Source organism: Moorena sp. SIO3H5 (assembly GCF_010692395.1).
GTDB lineage: Bacteria > Cyanobacteriota > Cyanobacteriia > Cyanobacteriales > Coleofasciculaceae > Moorena.
Map to the genome: position 1 here is coordinate 1 of NZ_JAAHHS010000166.1, position 15272 is coordinate 15272.

At 43.6% G+C, this 15272-nt stretch carries 13 protein-coding genes and 1 tRNA gene; 9 read left to right on the plus strand and 5 right to left on the minus strand.

The features are described 5' to 3' along the window. The first annotated feature begins 274 nt into the window (after positions 1-274). The 3 genes from F6K52_RS18545 to F6K52_RS18555 all read left to right on the plus strand — a co-directional run bounded on the left by F6K52_RS18545 (position 275) and on the right by F6K52_RS18555 (position 4778). Positions 275-1348 (plus strand): glucose-1-phosphate thymidylyltransferase, encoded by a 1074-nt coding sequence (locus F6K52_RS18545; protein ID WP_293080643.1) that lies wholly within the window; start codon positions 275-277, stop codon positions 1346-1348. A 103-nt stretch (positions 1349-1451) separates the two neighbouring features. Next, positions 1452-2549 (plus strand): dTDP-glucose 4,6-dehydratase, encoded by a 1098-nt coding sequence (gene rfbB, locus F6K52_RS18550; protein WP_293080645.1) that lies wholly within the window; start codon positions 1452-1454, stop codon positions 2547-2549. Positions 2550-3617: 1068 nt separating this feature from the next. Then, positions 3618-4778, plus strand: coding sequence for a mechanosensitive ion channel domain-containing protein (locus tag F6K52_RS18555; RefSeq protein WP_293080647.1), 1161 nt, complete (start codon positions 3618-3620; stop codon positions 4776-4778). Between the two features lie 189 nt (positions 4779-4967). On the opposite strand, the gene F6K52_RS18560 is transcribed toward F6K52_RS18555, so the two are convergent. Further along, positions 4968-5039 (minus strand) — tRNA-Val (locus tag F6K52_RS18560). A gap of 60 nt (positions 5040-5099) precedes the next feature. On the opposite strand from F6K52_RS18560, the gene F6K52_RS18565 reads away from it, so the two are divergent. From F6K52_RS18565 to F6K52_RS18575, 3 genes are all read left to right on the plus strand, one after another. Then, positions 5100-5705 carry a metal-binding protein gene (locus F6K52_RS18565; protein WP_293080649.1) on the plus strand — a complete coding sequence of 202 codons (606 nt, stop codon included), beginning with the start codon at positions 5100-5102 and terminating at the stop codon, positions 5703-5705. A 296-nt stretch (positions 5706-6001) separates the two neighbouring features. Next, the gene (mazG, locus tag F6K52_RS18570; RefSeq protein WP_293080652.1) at positions 6002-6838 is read left to right on the plus strand and encodes a nucleoside triphosphate pyrophosphohydrolase; all 837 of its coding nucleotides are present in this window, start codon (positions 6002-6004) and stop codon (positions 6836-6838) included. A 150-nt stretch (positions 6839-6988) separates the two neighbouring features. Continuing rightward, positions 6989-7189, plus strand: coding sequence for a hypothetical protein (locus tag F6K52_RS18575; protein WP_293080655.1), 201 nt, complete (start codon positions 6989-6991; stop codon positions 7187-7189). A 186-nt stretch (positions 7190-7375) separates the two neighbouring features. Here the strand turns inward: F6K52_RS18575 and F6K52_RS18580 are convergent, their stop codons facing one another. After that, positions 7376-8935, minus strand: coding sequence for a GTP-binding protein (locus tag F6K52_RS18580; protein WP_293080658.1), 1560 nt, complete (start codon positions 8933-8935; stop codon positions 7376-7378). A gap of 275 nt (positions 8936-9210) precedes the next feature. On the opposite strand from F6K52_RS18580, the gene F6K52_RS18585 reads away from it, so the two are divergent. Then, entirely contained in the window at positions 9211-9732 is a 522-nt protein-coding gene (locus F6K52_RS18585; RefSeq protein ID WP_293080660.1) for a hypothetical protein, read from the plus strand. 25 nt (positions 9733-9757) lie between these two features. Here the strand turns inward: F6K52_RS18585 and F6K52_RS18590 are convergent, their stop codons facing one another. Next, positions 9758-10783: an Hpt domain-containing protein gene (locus tag F6K52_RS18590; RefSeq protein WP_293080664.1), complete on the minus strand. Its 1026-nt coding sequence runs from the start codon at positions 10781-10783 to the stop codon at positions 9758-9760. 475 nt (positions 10784-11258) lie between these two features. Between F6K52_RS18590 and F6K52_RS18595 the strand changes: the two genes are divergently transcribed. Then, entirely contained in the window at positions 11259-11891 is a 633-nt protein-coding gene (locus F6K52_RS18595; RefSeq protein ID WP_293080667.1) for a pentapeptide repeat-containing protein, read from the plus strand. 105 nt (positions 11892-11996) lie between these two features. After that, positions 11997-13997, plus strand: coding sequence for a DICT sensory domain-containing protein (locus F6K52_RS18600; protein WP_293080670.1), 2001 nt, complete (start codon positions 11997-11999; stop codon positions 13995-13997). A gap of 114 nt (positions 13998-14111) precedes the next feature. Here the strand turns inward: F6K52_RS18600 and F6K52_RS18605 are convergent, their stop codons facing one another. Together F6K52_RS18605 and F6K52_RS18610 are read right to left on the minus strand one after the other, a co-directional pair. Further along, complete coding sequence (locus F6K52_RS18605; RefSeq protein WP_293080673.1) at positions 14112-14744, minus strand: phosphoribosylanthranilate isomerase; 633 nt, start codon at positions 14742-14744, stop codon at positions 14112-14114. 39 nt (positions 14745-14783) lie between these two features. Then, a complete protein-coding gene (locus F6K52_RS18610; protein WP_293080676.1) occupies positions 14784-15137 on the minus strand; it encodes a YkgJ family cysteine cluster protein in 354 nt (117 codons plus the stop codon). Positions 15138-15272: the final 135 nt, after the last annotated feature.

The window sequence follows — 15272 nt, forward strand, 5'->3', positions numbered from 1 at the left end:
TGGGAATCGGGAATCGGGAATCGGGAATCGGGAATCGGGAATCGGGAATCGGGAATCGGGAATTGGGAATCGGAAAACAATCCTGTGTACCTGATTACTATGAGAACCGCTATAGTTCAAGTTCAACCAAACAACCTGCGCACCAAACAACCTTAAACCTTCAACCTTAAACCTTCAACCTTCAACCTTCCCTTCACCGAACGCCAAGGGCAAACAACCTTGAATAATTCATATTTCATATTTCAGACTTTATAGTGAGGATTTCATATAGCTTATGAAAGCACTAATTCTTTCTGGGGGAAAAGGCACTCGTTTACGTCCCCTAACTTATACTGGTGCCAAACAGTTAGTACCTGTTGCTAATAAACCAATTTTGTGGTACGGGGTTGAAGCCATTATCGCTGCTGGTATTACTGATATCGGTATTATTATCAGTCCTGAAACTGGGGAAGAAGTTAAGGCTAAAACAGGAAATGGCGATCGCTTCGGAGCCAACATTACCTATATCCTCCAAGACCAACCCTTAGGACTTGCCCACGCCGTTAAAGTCGCCCAACCCTTTCTCGAAGATTCTCCCTTTGTAATGTACTTGGGAGACAACTTGGTTCAAAGTGAGCTGAACTTATTTGTAGAGAATTTCCAGAAGAAAAATCTGGATGCTCTTACTCTGCTAAGGGAAGTAGAAAATCCTACTGCTTTTGGTGTTGCCAAAGTCGATGAATTTGGCCGAGTGTTGCAGCTAGTAGAAAAACCGAAAGTTCCTCCTTCTAATCTAGCACTGGTGGGTGTTTACCTATTTTCTCCTGTTATCCATCAAGCAATTGCTAACATCCAGCCTTCTGCTAGAGGGGAACTCGAAATTACCGATGCGATTCAATACTTGATTGATCAGCAAAAAAATGTAGAAGCTTTTCAAATCAAAGGTTGGTGGCTCGATACTGGAAAAAAAGATGACTTGTTAGCTGCTAACCAGATTATTCTAGATACTTGCCTAGAATCTGCTGTTGATGGTGAAATTGACTCCGAAAGTCGAATTAGCGGACGGGTACAGATTGGTAAGGGGTCTTATATTACTAATTGTACCATTCGTGGTCCAGTTACCATTGGTGAAAACTGCCATCTAGAAAACTGCTTTATTGGTCCATATACTAGCATTGCTGACCAAGCTACTCTCCTAGATGCTGATATTGAGCATAGCGTGATTCTAAAAGGGGCTAAATTAACGGGAATTCATCAACGAATTGTTGATAGTTTAATTGGAGAAAGAGCTCAAGTTAAAGCTGCACCCCAACATCCAAAAGCCTTACGATTCATGATTGGTGATGACTCTCAAGTTGAACTAACTTAAGGGAAGCATTTAGCGGTCAGCAGTCAGCCGTCAGCTGATAGCTGATAGCTGATAGCTGACTTTTCTACTAACCCATTGAAGCACTAACCCACTAACACTAATCATGAATTCTTCTGAACAAAAATCCCTGACTACTAGACAACCTCGCCAATTACTAGTAACAGGTGGTGCAGGATTTATTGGCTCGAATTTTGTTCATCACTGGTGTGAAAAGTACCCAGGCGATCGCGTGGTGGTACTGGATGCTCTGACCTATGCTGGCAACCGGCAGAATCTGGCCGGTCTGGAAGAGAAAGCAAATTTGCGGTTTGTCCAGGGAGACATATGCGATCGCACTCTAGTAGACCGCCTGCTCCAGGAAGAAAGCATCGACACTGTCGCCCATTTTGCTGCTGAATCCCACGTTGACCGCTCCATTTTAGGACCCGATGCTTTTATCCGCACTAATGTGGTCGGTTCCTTTACCCTACTAGAGTCCTTCCGGCAAAAATGGCAAAATCAAGGACAACCAAGGGATTATCGCTTCCTCCATGTTTCCACGGATGAAGTGTATGGCAGTCTAAGTGCTGATGACCCAGCCTTCTGTGAAACCACACCCTATGCCCCCAACAGTCCTTATTCTGCTTCCAAAGCTGGCAGTGACCATCTTGCCCGGGCTTATTACCATACTTATGGGGTCCCGACTATTATCACTAATTGCTCCAATAACTACGGACCCTATCATTTTCCAGAAAAATTAATTCCCCTGATGTGCATCAACATCCTGTTAGGCAAATCTCTACCGGTGTACGGGGATGGACAAAATATTCGAGATTGGCTCTATGTGGGTGATCATTGCCGTGCTTTAGATGTAGTGATTCACAAAGGTCAACCAGGAGAAACCTATAACATTGGTGGCAATAACGAAGTCAAAAACCTTGATCTAGTTCACCAGATTTGCGAGCTGATGAATGAATTAGCCCCTGATCTACCGGTCGCTCCAGCCCAAGAGTTAATTACCTTTGTCAAAGACCGCCCAGGCCATGACCGTCGCTATGCTATTGATGCGACTAAAATTAAAACTGAACTGGGTTGGGAACCAACGGAAACCTTAGCAGGTGGCCTACGTAAAACCATTGAGTGGTATCTCAGCAACCGGGATTGGTGGCAACCATTGCTATCCCAAGAGTATCAAGCTTACTATCAAAAAGTTTATGCCTAGAAGGATGTTCGCGTAGCGTGGCCTTTTGGCCAAGGGTGAGGTAGCTCGTCCTAGGTTTTAGGGAGTAGGGAGTAGGGAGTAGCGATGCAGCGCACTAAGACCATGCTGCATCGCTTTTTAATAACACCAAAAAATCCTCCGAGCTCTTTCCCTGTTCCCTGTTCCCTGTTCCCTTGTATATAAAGGGATAAACTATCGAACGAATTTTATATCATCATATTTTTTTTTATCCAATCTTGATCTAGTTAAAGTTTTAGTTAGTTTGCCTTGAATTTGATAAATTTTAGCTGAGTTAGATCTAAACTGATAGTCGAGACAATAATCAAGCAATAAATATTAATAGTTAATTGAACTAAAAATTACTTACATTTATATGAAAAATATGGAGATTTGATAGGTTATTTGGTGGTGTTATATTTTGAATAGTTAAGAAGTAAGTCATTACTTATTTCAGTCTAGCAATCCGTGTACAAATTGTGATGATTTTTATTCCCTATTGCCTACTCCCTATTGCCTACTCCCTGCTACCTATTCCCTCTTCCCTTTGCTATAGCTCGATTCTTGATTCCTTTAATCCTAGTTTATAAGTCCTCTTACTTAAGCAATTACTACGTTAATTGATAATACATTTATGATCAGTATTATTACTACAGTATTATTACTATAGTTGGTGTTGAGTTTTTTAGATTATACTGAGATGTCTTACCTTTAACTAAAAGCTAATAACTTCTTAGTTAATATTCATGGAACACAAATTATTATCTACATTGATAAAACCTCGACTAGTTATTAGCTAAACACAGTACTGCGGTTTGCATAACTATCAGGTACACATTTTTTCTCATCTTCCCTCTTCTCTGCTCCCTGCTCCCTGCTCCCTACAAACCCAAAACTTTGTACCTAACTGAAGTGCAAACCGCTGTAACTAATAACTAGTCTTTAACTCATCTGCTATTCCAGCCAACTTTACCTATTATCAACTAGTTTTGTCCTAGTGCAATATCTAAGTTTAAGAACCAGTGCAACTAGGCAGATGGAGCTCTCTGCTGTTCTATTTTAGTCAAAACTATGGAAAACCTTATCAACTTAATCAAAGAAAGGATATTTGAGTCCGACTTCCAGCTCGGCAACATCCCTCTTTCCACAATAGTTATTATGGTGATCATCCTCCTGCTCACCCAAATCTGTCGAGGTTTGTTCACTTCAATAATCATTCACAGAATCGAGCGTCTGACTAGTGCTACAGAAAGCACCCTAGACGATGAGTTTATTAAGATTCTGAGGGCACCATTAGGCTGGCTAATTTGGCTGGCTGGACTATGGCTAGTACATAGTGTTGTGGCAAGGCATCTTAGTCCTGAACAGAATCAGAAAATCCCCGAGATTCTCTTTGTCAGCGCTCTGTTCATTGTTACCTATATTCTTTACCGTGCTGCTCCACTACTGGGGGAGGTGCTAGCCGGATTGGCGGCACACACTGAAACTGAACTAGACGATTTGTTCGTCCCCTACTTCCCAAGGCTTTTTCAGACAGCAGCAATCCTGATTGCTGTGATTAAAGGCAGTGAGATTTTGTTGGGGGCATCTGCCGGTGCACTGATCGGTCTAGTCGGTGGCGCAGGTGTCGCCTTAGGTTTGTTATTAAAAGACATTATCTATGACTGGTTTTGTACGGTGATTATCTACGCTGATGGTCTCTATAAACCCGGTGACTGGGTAGGAGTTGACGGAGTCAATGGTTTTGTTCAGATCGTCAGTATTGGTCTGAGAAGTACACAGCTACGTCTGACTGAGTGGGGTTCTATCAAAAAAGTTCCCAATTCTAAAATGATTGCTGGCGTTGTAGAAAATTGGTCCCAGAAGACTTGCAATACCTTTGAGTGGGGTATAAATTTAACTCTAAAAATTGATGGTATTTCCGCGCAAAAAACTAGTCAAATTTGTAAGTCTATTGAAGAAAAAGTTACCTATATCGATGGCTTACATGAGCAAAAAAAACTAGTTTTATTTTCTCACATTGAAGAGAATGCTCGGGTGATTATAATTAGGGTATTTGTTACTGATCCCAACCTCTACTTTGCTGCCCAGCAAACCTTGAATCTAGCCCTATTAGAAATCCTGGAAAAAGAGGAGATTGATCACCTGCATGTTGATCTGCAAAAGCAACTTCAAGACTACAAACAGCTGAATGAAAATGGGTCTCCCAGTGTGGCTATGATGAATTTTTAGACAATAATCGCCCCTTTTGCTTACTAACCAACCCTTGTAGCGATCGCTAGTAAGCATATGCTTACGATCGCTACAAGCCATTTTTATAAAAATGGCTTTTCATTGTATTGATGCAGCCCCTCCCTATGAGCGACTGCATCAATACAGGGATTCCCGACAACAGAATAAAAAAAATATTCATTACGGACATGGGCAGTACTGGATTCGAACCAGTGACGTCCTGCTTGTAAGGCAGGCGCTCTACCGCTGAGCTAACCGCCCGTATGCAATACTTGTTTACTATAACATATTTTTCCAAAGACGACAACAACTATAAAAAATATGTCCTCTGGCTATATACATGATCGCATAACCTTGTGGAGTTTGCCAGTAGTCACGGTTTTGAGCTTAGTAGTAACTCGGAGTAGTGATTTGACCTTGATTGTAGCTGGAGGCTTTCTGTTCGGTGGCTTGATGTTTAGCCCTGATTTGGATCTATACTCTCGACCCTTTAAGCGTTGGGGCTGGTTGCGCTGGATTTGGATTCCTTATCAGAGGATGGTGCCTCACCGTTCTATTTTTTCTCATGGACCAGTGATTGGGACGATTTTGAGACTGCTTTATCTAGGGAATTGGATCGTCTTGTTTGGGGGTGTGGGATTGCTGGTGTTTCAGCTATTCCAAGATGAGCCAGATCGTTGGCTGGAGCTGATTCAAGGGCTGGGTGGTAGGGTGTGGGAATATCGTACCTGGTTGATGGCCTGTGTGGTGGGATTGGAGTTGGGTGCGATCGCGCATTTTGTCAGTGATTGGGGAAGTTCGGCTTATAAGCAGTTTAAAAAAAGTGGGATCACGGGGTTATGGTCTCCCAAGCAAGGCAGGACTAAGGGCAGGGGTGCGGGTAAGCCTAAACCACAAAGACCTAAAGCACGCAAAGGCAAAAGGTAAAAATATGCGCTACGCGCAGGCTACGCCAACAGCTATCAGCTGTCAGCCGTCAGCTAATCAACGGGAGGTAGTAAACAAGGTGGGGGGTGCTGGTACGGCTGGTTGAAAATCCCTGCTCGCTTTACTGATCCGACCCCGTACAGTTAAAGCGCCTGAAAGCTGATAGCACTTCAAGTAGCATGGGCATAAGCTAATAGCTGATAGCTGATAGCTGATAGCTGAATGCTTACCTAAAATTTGGCATTAGTGGTAGATTTCGTTAAGAATAATTAAGTGGCCTTTCGCTTTTCGGTTTTATGTCTACTTCCCCGGAACAAGCTCAGCCAGTTGATCAGGTGTCGATGTTGTCCGCTTTGCAAGAGTTGATTGATGTAGTAGCCAGATTGCGATCGCCTGAGGGTGGTTGTCCTTGGGATTTGGCTCAGACCCCTCAGTCCCTAATTCCCTATGTGATTGAAGAAGCTTATGAGGTAGTGGATGCGATTCGGAGTGAGAATCAAGATGCGATCGCAGAGGAGTTGGGTGATTTGTTATTGCAGGTAGTTCTGCAAGCTCAGATTAGTAGTGAGCAAGGTCAGTTTACCTTGACCGAAGTAGCTCAGGGGATTACTCAAAAACTAATCCGCCGTCATCCCCATGTGTTCGGTGATGTCGAGATTGATAATCTCGAGGAGGTGCGTCAAAACTGGGAGGACATTAAGGCAGCAGAGAAAGGAGAAACCGTTGCGGATAAGCAATTATTGAGTCGTAAACTAAGTCGCTATAGTAAAACCCTTCCCCCTCTAATGGCTGGGATGAAGATATCGAAAAAAGCCGCTAGTGGTGGGTTTGAGTGGGATAATGTTGAGGGAGTTTGGGATAAGTTTCACGAAGAATTGGCTGAGTTTGAACAAGCACTTGAACAGGATGATAAAGCCCACCAGGAAGCAGAATTGGGAGACTTACTGTTTACTCTGATTAATATTGCGCGTTGGTATGACCTTGACCCTTCAGCTGCTGTGCAGGGAACCCAAGGACGGTTTATTGAAAGGTTAGCGCAAGTCGAAGCATTGGCTGAGCGCCCACTGTCTGATTACACCTTAGGTGAGTTGGAGGCTCTCTGGCAAAAGGCTAAAGCACTGTTAGCTCAGTAGTAAGGTTTACCTAGAAGAAAAGACCCACGCTTAGTGGCAGTAGAAAGTGGGTGTGCAACCAGACTTAATATCACAGGGGGTATAGCCCCACATCCCCAAGTTCCGGAAAAAGGTTACAAATATAAACAATAGCCATTACCCTATAGTCTAATGTTGGCTCCAGCTCATCTTATTCCCGGTGCTATACCAGAATTATTTGCTAAAGTTAGCAGCTCTGGAAAAATAACTATTGCTGATCGATATGGATTGATGTCAGCTCTATTGCAAGATTCACTCACCTCTGAAGAGAGAGACTCCATCGACAGATTGCTCCGTGCTGCATATCGGGGCAGGTTGAAACTAGCTACCTAAAGCTTTGACTATAGGTAGTAGATTGTTCTCCTTGAGAAAACGATATAGAAAACAATAGATAAAAAGAAATCCCCCATTGATGTGAGGGGCATGGGGGACTGGAGAAAACATTGAATCTACTCTATTTCATTAAACACGAATGTGAGTCGATTTGATAGCCATAATGGCGGAGATTTATGATTTGCTTCATTTGTCCTTAGTTTCGTCCCCTTCATCCATTGGTGATTGGACTTCTGCTTTTCCTGTCAGAGGTTGGACTACTTTTGCGATCGCTTCACTGACAAAGGCTTTAATAAACTCATCCCGCTGGTTTAACTGAAACTGCTTCTGCACCACTTCACTCATCCCTCCATCTCCCCAGTCTTGGTCATTGCGGAAGTATTCAATAAAGCTTTTCCCAGCAATTCGGATTAGATAAGCAGCGGTTACCCCTTGAATGGCTTTGCCTACAACATAGGTGGCAAGATTCAACCTTAGTGTAGTGCTAAGGATTTGAATCGCTCCCTTGACAATACCCAAACTAGCTAAGGTTTTTCCCAAGGATAACGCTAATTCCCTACCCCGTTCCATATTCAGTTCACAGCCGTAGATTTTGCCAATTTCCACTACCATTTGGGCATTAACTGCTGCAGTTGCTAACAAATCCACCACGGGTAAGGGAGTCAGAGAAATTACACTGGCCCCAATCCACTGGAACCGTTCCACCACTTTCTCTGCTTCTCGCCTGCGCTGCTTGTTGAGGATGTGTCGAGTTTCTTGGCCTAAGCGCTGGGATTGTAGCAGAATGTTATCAGCAATCAACTCTTCTCCCTCTGCTCTTAATACAGCAGCTAAGCGACGGATTAAGGGCAAAATTTCCGGTTCAGGTTGGCAAAGTTGACCATTTTCTAGGGTAACAGGCTGGGGATTGGCTGCGATCGCAACTACATCTGAACCAGCAATAAAGCTCCTTACTCGGTGGCGCAATCGTGCTATAATCCTTTCTGAGTCTTGTTCCGTGTATAAGTCAATTTTATTGAAGACCAGAAGCGATCGCTTCCCAATCTGTGCCAATTTTTGGAATGGATCATACTCTGAGTGTCGTAAATCGTTATCCACCACGAATAACAACAAATCCGCTTCCGTTGCTAGATGTCGTGCCCATTGCTCTCGCTGAGTCCCAACCACACCAGATTCTAAAATTCCTGGTGTATCAGTAATCAGAATCGGGCGTTCTAATCCCTTCAGCTTTAGTTTGTAGGTTTCCCCAACCTCGGTCGTTCCCATGGGGGCACCGACTTCACCCACCATCCGACCAATCAAAGCATTCACTAGAGAAGTTTTGCCCGCTGAACCAGTACCAAACACTACCACTAACAGTTCCCCACGGGAGAGGATAGCTTCAATTTCTTCAGAGCGACGCAGCATCGCTTGTCGTGACACTTCATCCTGAATCTGTTTGACCTGTTGCCTTACTGCTTTAAGGGTTTCTTCTGCTGCTTCGGTTTTCACCTCGGGGGCTTTAGGTTGCAAACGACCTTTATCTGGCCGTTTCCGGGATTTACCAAATAACCCCATGGTGTAGATTAAGGCCCATATTAGTAGCCCTAGCAAGGTAATCGCCAACAGCAGCACTAAATTAGCCAGTACCGGAGCAGTAAAGGAAATTTGGATATACAGTTGGTATATACCATTAATCAACCAAAGCATTAGCCCCAGAATAATAATGAGACCAATAATTAGGGTTAGTAGACGTGGCAGGGGCATGGAAGATAGGATAGCTTTTAATTATTAATCTTAGAAGATCCCACAATAATTACCCCATCTCCTGAACCCGACACGCTGTCTAAGACTTGTAATAAGAGTGGATGGAGGTAATAGCCAAAGAGACTCGAAGCCGGAACTAACTCGAAGGGTCTAGTTGAGGGGAGTTCACATTAACTACTCAGCCATAAGTTATAGTAGGGAACTATAATCAATCAGTCATGATTGATTTGGGAAACAACTGTTTAAATCTGACTGTTAAAATCTTTTAAAAAACAATGAGCTTATTCAATACTATTCTCAGTGCCATTAATAGTCCTACACAACAAGCTAGTTCTAGTCAGCTAGGGGATATTCTGAACACGGTACAGCAGTTGAGTGGTGCCTATCAAACACAGCCCTCAGCCGTGCAATCTGCCACCTCAATTGTAGGTAAGTATGTGCGTTCAGCGCTCCAACAAAAGCGCACAAGTGAAGGAGATGAGCCGGTACAAGCACTAGTTAATCAATTTGGTGGCATTGGTGCTAGTTCCCAAGTGGTCAATATGCTCTTTAGTGCGCCTCAGATCCAGGAGCTTGTTGGAGAAATTACTAGCAAGACAGGCATTAATGCTGGTATCATCCAAGCTATGCTACCAACCCTAGTCCCCGTGGTATTGAATTTCCTCAAGACTGGCACCAATATTCAGAATCCCCTTGGTTCTAATTCTGTACTCACTGGCTTTCTAGATGCTGATGGGGATGGGGATGTGGATATTTATGATGCCATGCAGCTGGCATCACGGCACTTAGGACGTTAATCAATCAAAAACCCAGCTTGTTGGCCTAGGAAGAAGCACGAGTTGCTGGAATCAGTAACTTAATCAGTTTTGACAGCTGGGGTTTATCAAAGGCTTGGATGAGTACCTTGGCGGCGGCTTTTGGTTCTACCACAATCGTAATTTCCTTACCCTTAGTGGTTCGGTTTGGCCCAGTAGATCCTACAGCTGCTAGTTTTTGCAGTGCTGAACTCGGAGCGATCGCAGCCGCTGCCTTTCGCAACTCGTCTAGATTACCCTGTGCTGCTTGCAAGTGGTCACTAGCTTCCTTGAGTTCTTTGATCACTAATGGTGCTAACTGGATATAGGAGTTTTTAGGATTTGCGATCGCTTTATGGCAAACTCCCACTAATTTATGCCAACTACCAATCCCAGCCCCCAGTTGAGCCAGACGCTTACAAAGCTTTTGAAGTTGTTGGCGATTGGTTGGCGTCGAAGATTGTTTAAACAGCTCTAGCATATCTTTAAGTACGCTAATCACCTTCGGCCCAAAGTCTGGGGGAAATTTACCTTTTGCTGAAGAAGACCCTTTGCTAGTCGAAACTTGATCAGAACGAATCGCTTTTTCACCAGCAGAGCTAGAAGCCATTGCGGCTGCTGATTGACTCTCACCACTGACCAAAGTTTTGAGATAACTCTGCAATTGTTCAAAGCCTGGCTGAGCTGCTTTTAGAGTTTTTTCTGCTTCACTTTGCTCAAACCCAAACGGTCCTTCCAACAGATCAATCAAAGCTTTGAGGGTATCATAACTCTTTAAAAACAGAGTCTCCAGCTGTTGATCAACCTGAATCTTATTCTCTTGAAGTACTTTGAAAGAATCCTCTAAACGATGGGCAGTCTTTTGAATACTTGTAAACCCCAACATGGCCGCCCCGCCTTTGACAGAATGAGCAGCGCGAAACAATTCATTAACCGTCTCTGGTTCATTGACCACTGAGCCCAGATTTAACAGTCCCTGTTCAATGGTTTCCAGGTGTTCTTTCGCTTCTTCAATGAAATAGCCTAAAATCCTTTGCTGATTCCCAGCTTCCACGGCAATTTTTCCTTATCAGAACGGCTAATCACAACAGATTGATGATAATCATCAAAGCAACATTCGATCTGGTCAACGCAGTTTTCAAATCAATAGACCATAGCGTTGGTTACAGCAACAGCTTATTCTGAGCTTACCCCCAAATCAGCTATTGGGCTATCAATGGTGACAACTGCTCTTAGATCTTCAGTTGGATCTCTATTGTGGCATCCCACACCAAGTCAGCAAAGACTTTACGCCAGCTTAAAAGCACAAGGAATAGCTAGGGTTACCTTGAAGCCGACACTTACCCGAACAGGTAAGTCTGATATTATATCACCAATTCCTTGCAGGCACCGATAAGAATAGCTTATCTCTAGATAAAACTTCTAAATATAACATAATCCTTTACATACAAAAAGTATAATTAACATTATGTTACATTAAAAGTAACATAATGTTAAGTTGGCGCAGCTGCCAGCTATGGATACCCCAAATGGATACTAATGAGCTTCTAGAGCGTTATTCAGCAGGTGAGAAGGATTTTCGTGAGGTAGATCTCCAGCAAATCAACCTGAGTGAAGTCAATCTGAGTGGAGTAATTTTCAGACGAGTCAACCTAGCTGATGCCAACCTGAGTCTCGCGGTTTTACAGGAAGTCAACCTTAATCAGGCAAATCTGACAGGAGCGAAACTGTGGCGAACTAATTTGAAAAAAACCTCTCTAGTACAGGCTAACTTGAGTCAGGCATTTATGATTCGGGCGAATCTGACTAGAGTAAACCTGAACCAAGCTATTCTAACCCGAGCCGATTTAAGATTAACCGTTCTTCAGGATACCGATTTGCGAGGAGCTAATTTAACCAGGGCAGACCTACGCTACGCTGATTTAAGAGGGGCTAACTTGACTGGTGCTTGTCTGCACCAGGCAGACTTGACTAGGGCAAATCTGTGTGATGCTGACCTTTCTCAAGCAAACTTGAGTGGAGCAATTTTGAGTCAGGTAGACTTGAGACGTGTCACTCTATCTGATGTAGATTTGGGTCAGGCTGAGCTTTCTGGGGCAACGGTACCAGATCAACTCAGTCGTGAATATTCAAAATTCCAAAAGTTAACAGCTAACAACTAATAAGTAATCCCTTGATCAAAAGGGTTGGTTTGATCAAAAGGGTTTTTTGAGGTAAAACTATCCCCCTCATGGGTGGAGTGGGACTATTTAGGGAGGGATTTCTAGGTGAATAATCCGAATTCGTTGCTGGGGGATTTACTGCAAGAGCTACCACATCTGCGCTGCCAAATGTACTTCAAATCTTCCTTGACAGCTCTTTCTCATGCCATGGAAGACCTCGTGCTAGCAGTGGATGACTCTCCCTTGGTGATTGCCAATTTCCAACATGAGAAGTTTTATCGTCAGGAAGTCCAGCGCTATCAGCGAATTGCCCAACGTACAAACCAAGTTTATGTGCTGGCGGCACCAGAATCCGAGTCTGGCTTTGCTGTGGTTGAAGACTCCTTAGAAACTATCTTCTTAGACCCAAATGATGGTCTTGCCCAAGAGTGGCACCTGGTGATTTTGGCGCAGAAGTATACAGCTTGCCTAATTTGTCGAGAACAACTGACACCAGCAACTTCTATGGAGCAGACGCGCAGGTTTGAGGGATTTTGGTCCTTTGACCCCCGGGTTACTATTCATGCTGCTCGACTGTTACTGGGACGGATTGCTAGTTATCGACCAGAACTAGTCCCAAAAGTGGAGCAGGTATGGCAGCACTATGGTTTGACCACAGAGCTCCCAGAGCAAACATTGTTGCTGACCAGTGCAGGGATTGATATTAGTATTTTTGCTCAGCGGCTGGTAACTTATCTGCAAGCGAGTCAATATAAACTCCTGAAAGCTTATCGAGTCCTGACCACCAAAGAACGCAAGGAGCGTCTGATTAATGCTATTACCGCCACCATCCGTCGCTCCCTCAATCCCCAAGATGTTTTAGCAGCGACAGTAAAAGAGTTAGGAAAAACCTTTAATTCTTGCCGTTGCCTGCTTTACCGCTGTAGTCCTAGTGACCAGCAAGCAAAAATTGAGTATGAATCCGTTGCTTCTGGTTTACCGTCCCTAACTGGACAAATGTGGTCGTTAGCAGATAATCCTCTAATTCAAGTCGCTCTAGCTCAGGAACGAGCTATTGCCATTGCTGATGTCACTGAGGCTCCCAACTTACACAATAATCGAGCTTTCAAGACAACTATTCAGCGTTGGCAGATTCGATCTTGGTTACTGGTACCAATACACTATCAAGGAACACTGCTGGGGATGCTGGAACTCCACCATGGGGGTTCGGAACCCTATCGATGGCTCGAAGACGATATTGATTTAGTAGAAGCGATCGCAACTCAAGCTGGGGTAGCCTTGAATCAAGCTCAAGCTTATACTGACTTAACTGAACTCCATAACCAACTAGAAGCCCTAGAACGAACCCGCAATAATCTGATTGCTATCGTTGGTCATGAATTACGAACTCCCTTATCAACTATTCGAGTGTGCCTAGAAAGTTTAGAGAGTGAACCAGAAATGCCAAGGGAGTTTCGGGAAACTATGCTTGATACGGCCTTAACCGATGCCGAGCGCATGCGTAAACTGATTCAAGATTTCCTAACTCTGTCTAAGTTAGAAAGTGGTCAGACCTGTCGTTACCCGGAATCTATCGAGATTATCGAAGTCCTAGACTTGGCTCTTTCTGCTCTGAGATCGATTTGGTCACCAGAGACTCTACCAGAAATCAACGTTGAACTACCCTTTGTGTTACCAACAGTCCAAGCAGATGGTGAAGGGTTGGTAGAAGTCTTAACCAAACTCCTAGACAATGCCTGTAAGTTTACTGAGCCAGGGGGTAAAATCACTATCCAAGCCCAAATCAATGAAACTCAACCTGAGTCGATGGGATTTGTAACAACGAATCGCCGCCATAATCCCATGCTAGAATTAATTGTAGCTGATACAGGTAGGGGCATTGAACCGAGTCAGCTAGACGCAATATTTGAAAGTTTTTATCAAGAGGAAGATTCACTGCGACGCACCGTTGGTGGCACAGGTCTTGGTCTAGCTATTTGTCGCCAGATTATTAAAGGTATGGGTGGAAAAATTTGGGCTAAGTCTGAGGGGAAAAATCAAGGTAGTCAATTCCACTTTACCATTCCATTGGAATCATCTCAAACCTTGTTGAGTATTGAGTATTGACTGTTAACTGTTTACCTTTACCCTTTAACATTAACCCTTCAGATTTTCACATTAACCCTTCAGCTTTTAATATTTAACACTTAACATTAAACATTTAAATTTTAACCTTCAAACTTAAACTCTTGATCCTAATTTATCGAACAACCGAGTAACTTTTTTTAAATCTTTATCACCTGGTGTTCGCTCTACACCACTGGATAAATCAATCCCACTGGGTTGCAGCAGGGTTAGGGCATCTAAGACATTATCTGGTGTCAAGCCACCAGCTAGTAACCAAGGGATACTGGGACGAAATTCTTGTAGCCTTTGCCAGTCCAAGGTTTTACCAGTACCGCCCAACATTTTTCGATGGTAAGCATCTAACAATAATGTATCTACACAATTGAAATAACTATCTGCCTGATTTAAACATTCTGGAGTTCTTATCCTTAAGGCTTTAATAATTTCAATCTCTGGTAAAGCTTGGCGCAGCTCTTGGCAAAATTCTGGAGATTCATTACTATGCAGCTGAACGGCATTTATCCCTGAATCAGCGACAATTTTAGTAATTTCTTCCGTAGAGGTATTAGCAAACACACCAATGCGGTCAACTGATACGGACAAGTGGTTGACCATCCCTCGAATTTGTTGGGGTGTAACGTAACGAGGAGAGCCTGTTACACAAATAAACCCTAATGCTGTTGCTCCCAATTTTGCGATCGCATCTCCTTGCTCCGGTTTCGTAATGCCACAAATTTTTACACGCATTGTTACTCGTTACTAGTTACTCGTTAATTTCGATTTTCGCTATTCCCTCGATATTTCCCGCTCAAAGCGCAGCATTTCCAGAGAACAATCTCCATAAAGTGCTTCAATGTGCTCCCAACAGCAGTCAATGGCAAAATCATTTAAATCTGCTGGCTCCACCCCATACATATCCTGAAATACCTCAGGTTCCACCCGACAGAAACGAGGTCGATGGGCATAAATACGACATTCACGGGTGGTGTGGTCGAAATTTATACACCATCCCCCCTCACCTACCATACTTAAATATAGCGCTAGCTCTTCTGGGAGAAGATATTCCTCTAATCCTGGACGCTCAGCTGGGTCAAGATGACAGCAAGCCCCACATTGCTTTACACAACTCCAAGTTGCCATAACTTTGAAAAAAGAGCTAAAAGCTTAAATTATATAGGACTTACGCAAATCCCTCAATTTAAAGCTACCTGTAGGGTGGGCAAGGTTTTGCCCACCCTACCCATGGATTGTGTGCCTAAGTCCTGAGTATATCTA

Bases quoted from the DNA above. Each gene is read 5' to 3' on its own strand.
- F6K52_RS18545 (WP_293080643.1), top strand. From the start codon at position 275: ATGAAAGCACTAATTCTTTCTGGGGGAAAAGGCACTCGTTTACGTCCC.
- rfbB (WP_293080645.1), top strand. From the start codon at position 1,452: ATGAATTCTTCTGAACAAAAATCCCTGACTACTAGACAACCTCGCCAA.
- F6K52_RS18555 (WP_293080647.1), top strand. From the start codon at position 3,618: ATGGAAAACCTTATCAACTTAATCAAAGAAAGGATATTTGAGTCCGAC.
- F6K52_RS18565 (WP_293080649.1), top strand. From the start codon at position 5,100: ATGTCCTCTGGCTATATACATGATCGCATAACCTTGTGGAGTTTGCCA.
- mazG (WP_293080652.1), top strand. From the start codon at position 6,002: ATGTCTACTTCCCCGGAACAAGCTCAGCCAGTTGATCAGGTGTCGATG.
- F6K52_RS18575 (WP_293080655.1), top strand. From the start codon at position 6,989: ATGTTGGCTCCAGCTCATCTTATTCCCGGTGCTATACCAGAATTATTT.
- F6K52_RS18580 (WP_293080658.1), bottom strand. From the start codon at position 8,935: ATGCCCCTGCCACGTCTACTAACCCTAATTATTGGTCTCATTATTATT.
- F6K52_RS18585 (WP_293080660.1), top strand. From the start codon at position 9,211: ATGAGCTTATTCAATACTATTCTCAGTGCCATTAATAGTCCTACACAA.
- F6K52_RS18595 (WP_293080667.1), top strand. From the start codon at position 11,259: ATGGATACTAATGAGCTTCTAGAGCGTTATTCAGCAGGTGAGAAGGAT.
- F6K52_RS18605 (WP_293080673.1), bottom strand. From the start codon at position 14,744: ATGCGTGTAAAAATTTGTGGCATTACGAAACCGGAGCAAGGAGATGCG.
- F6K52_RS18610 (WP_293080676.1), bottom strand. From the start codon at position 15,137: ATGGCAACTTGGAGTTGTGTAAAGCAATGTGGGGCTTGCTGTCATCTT.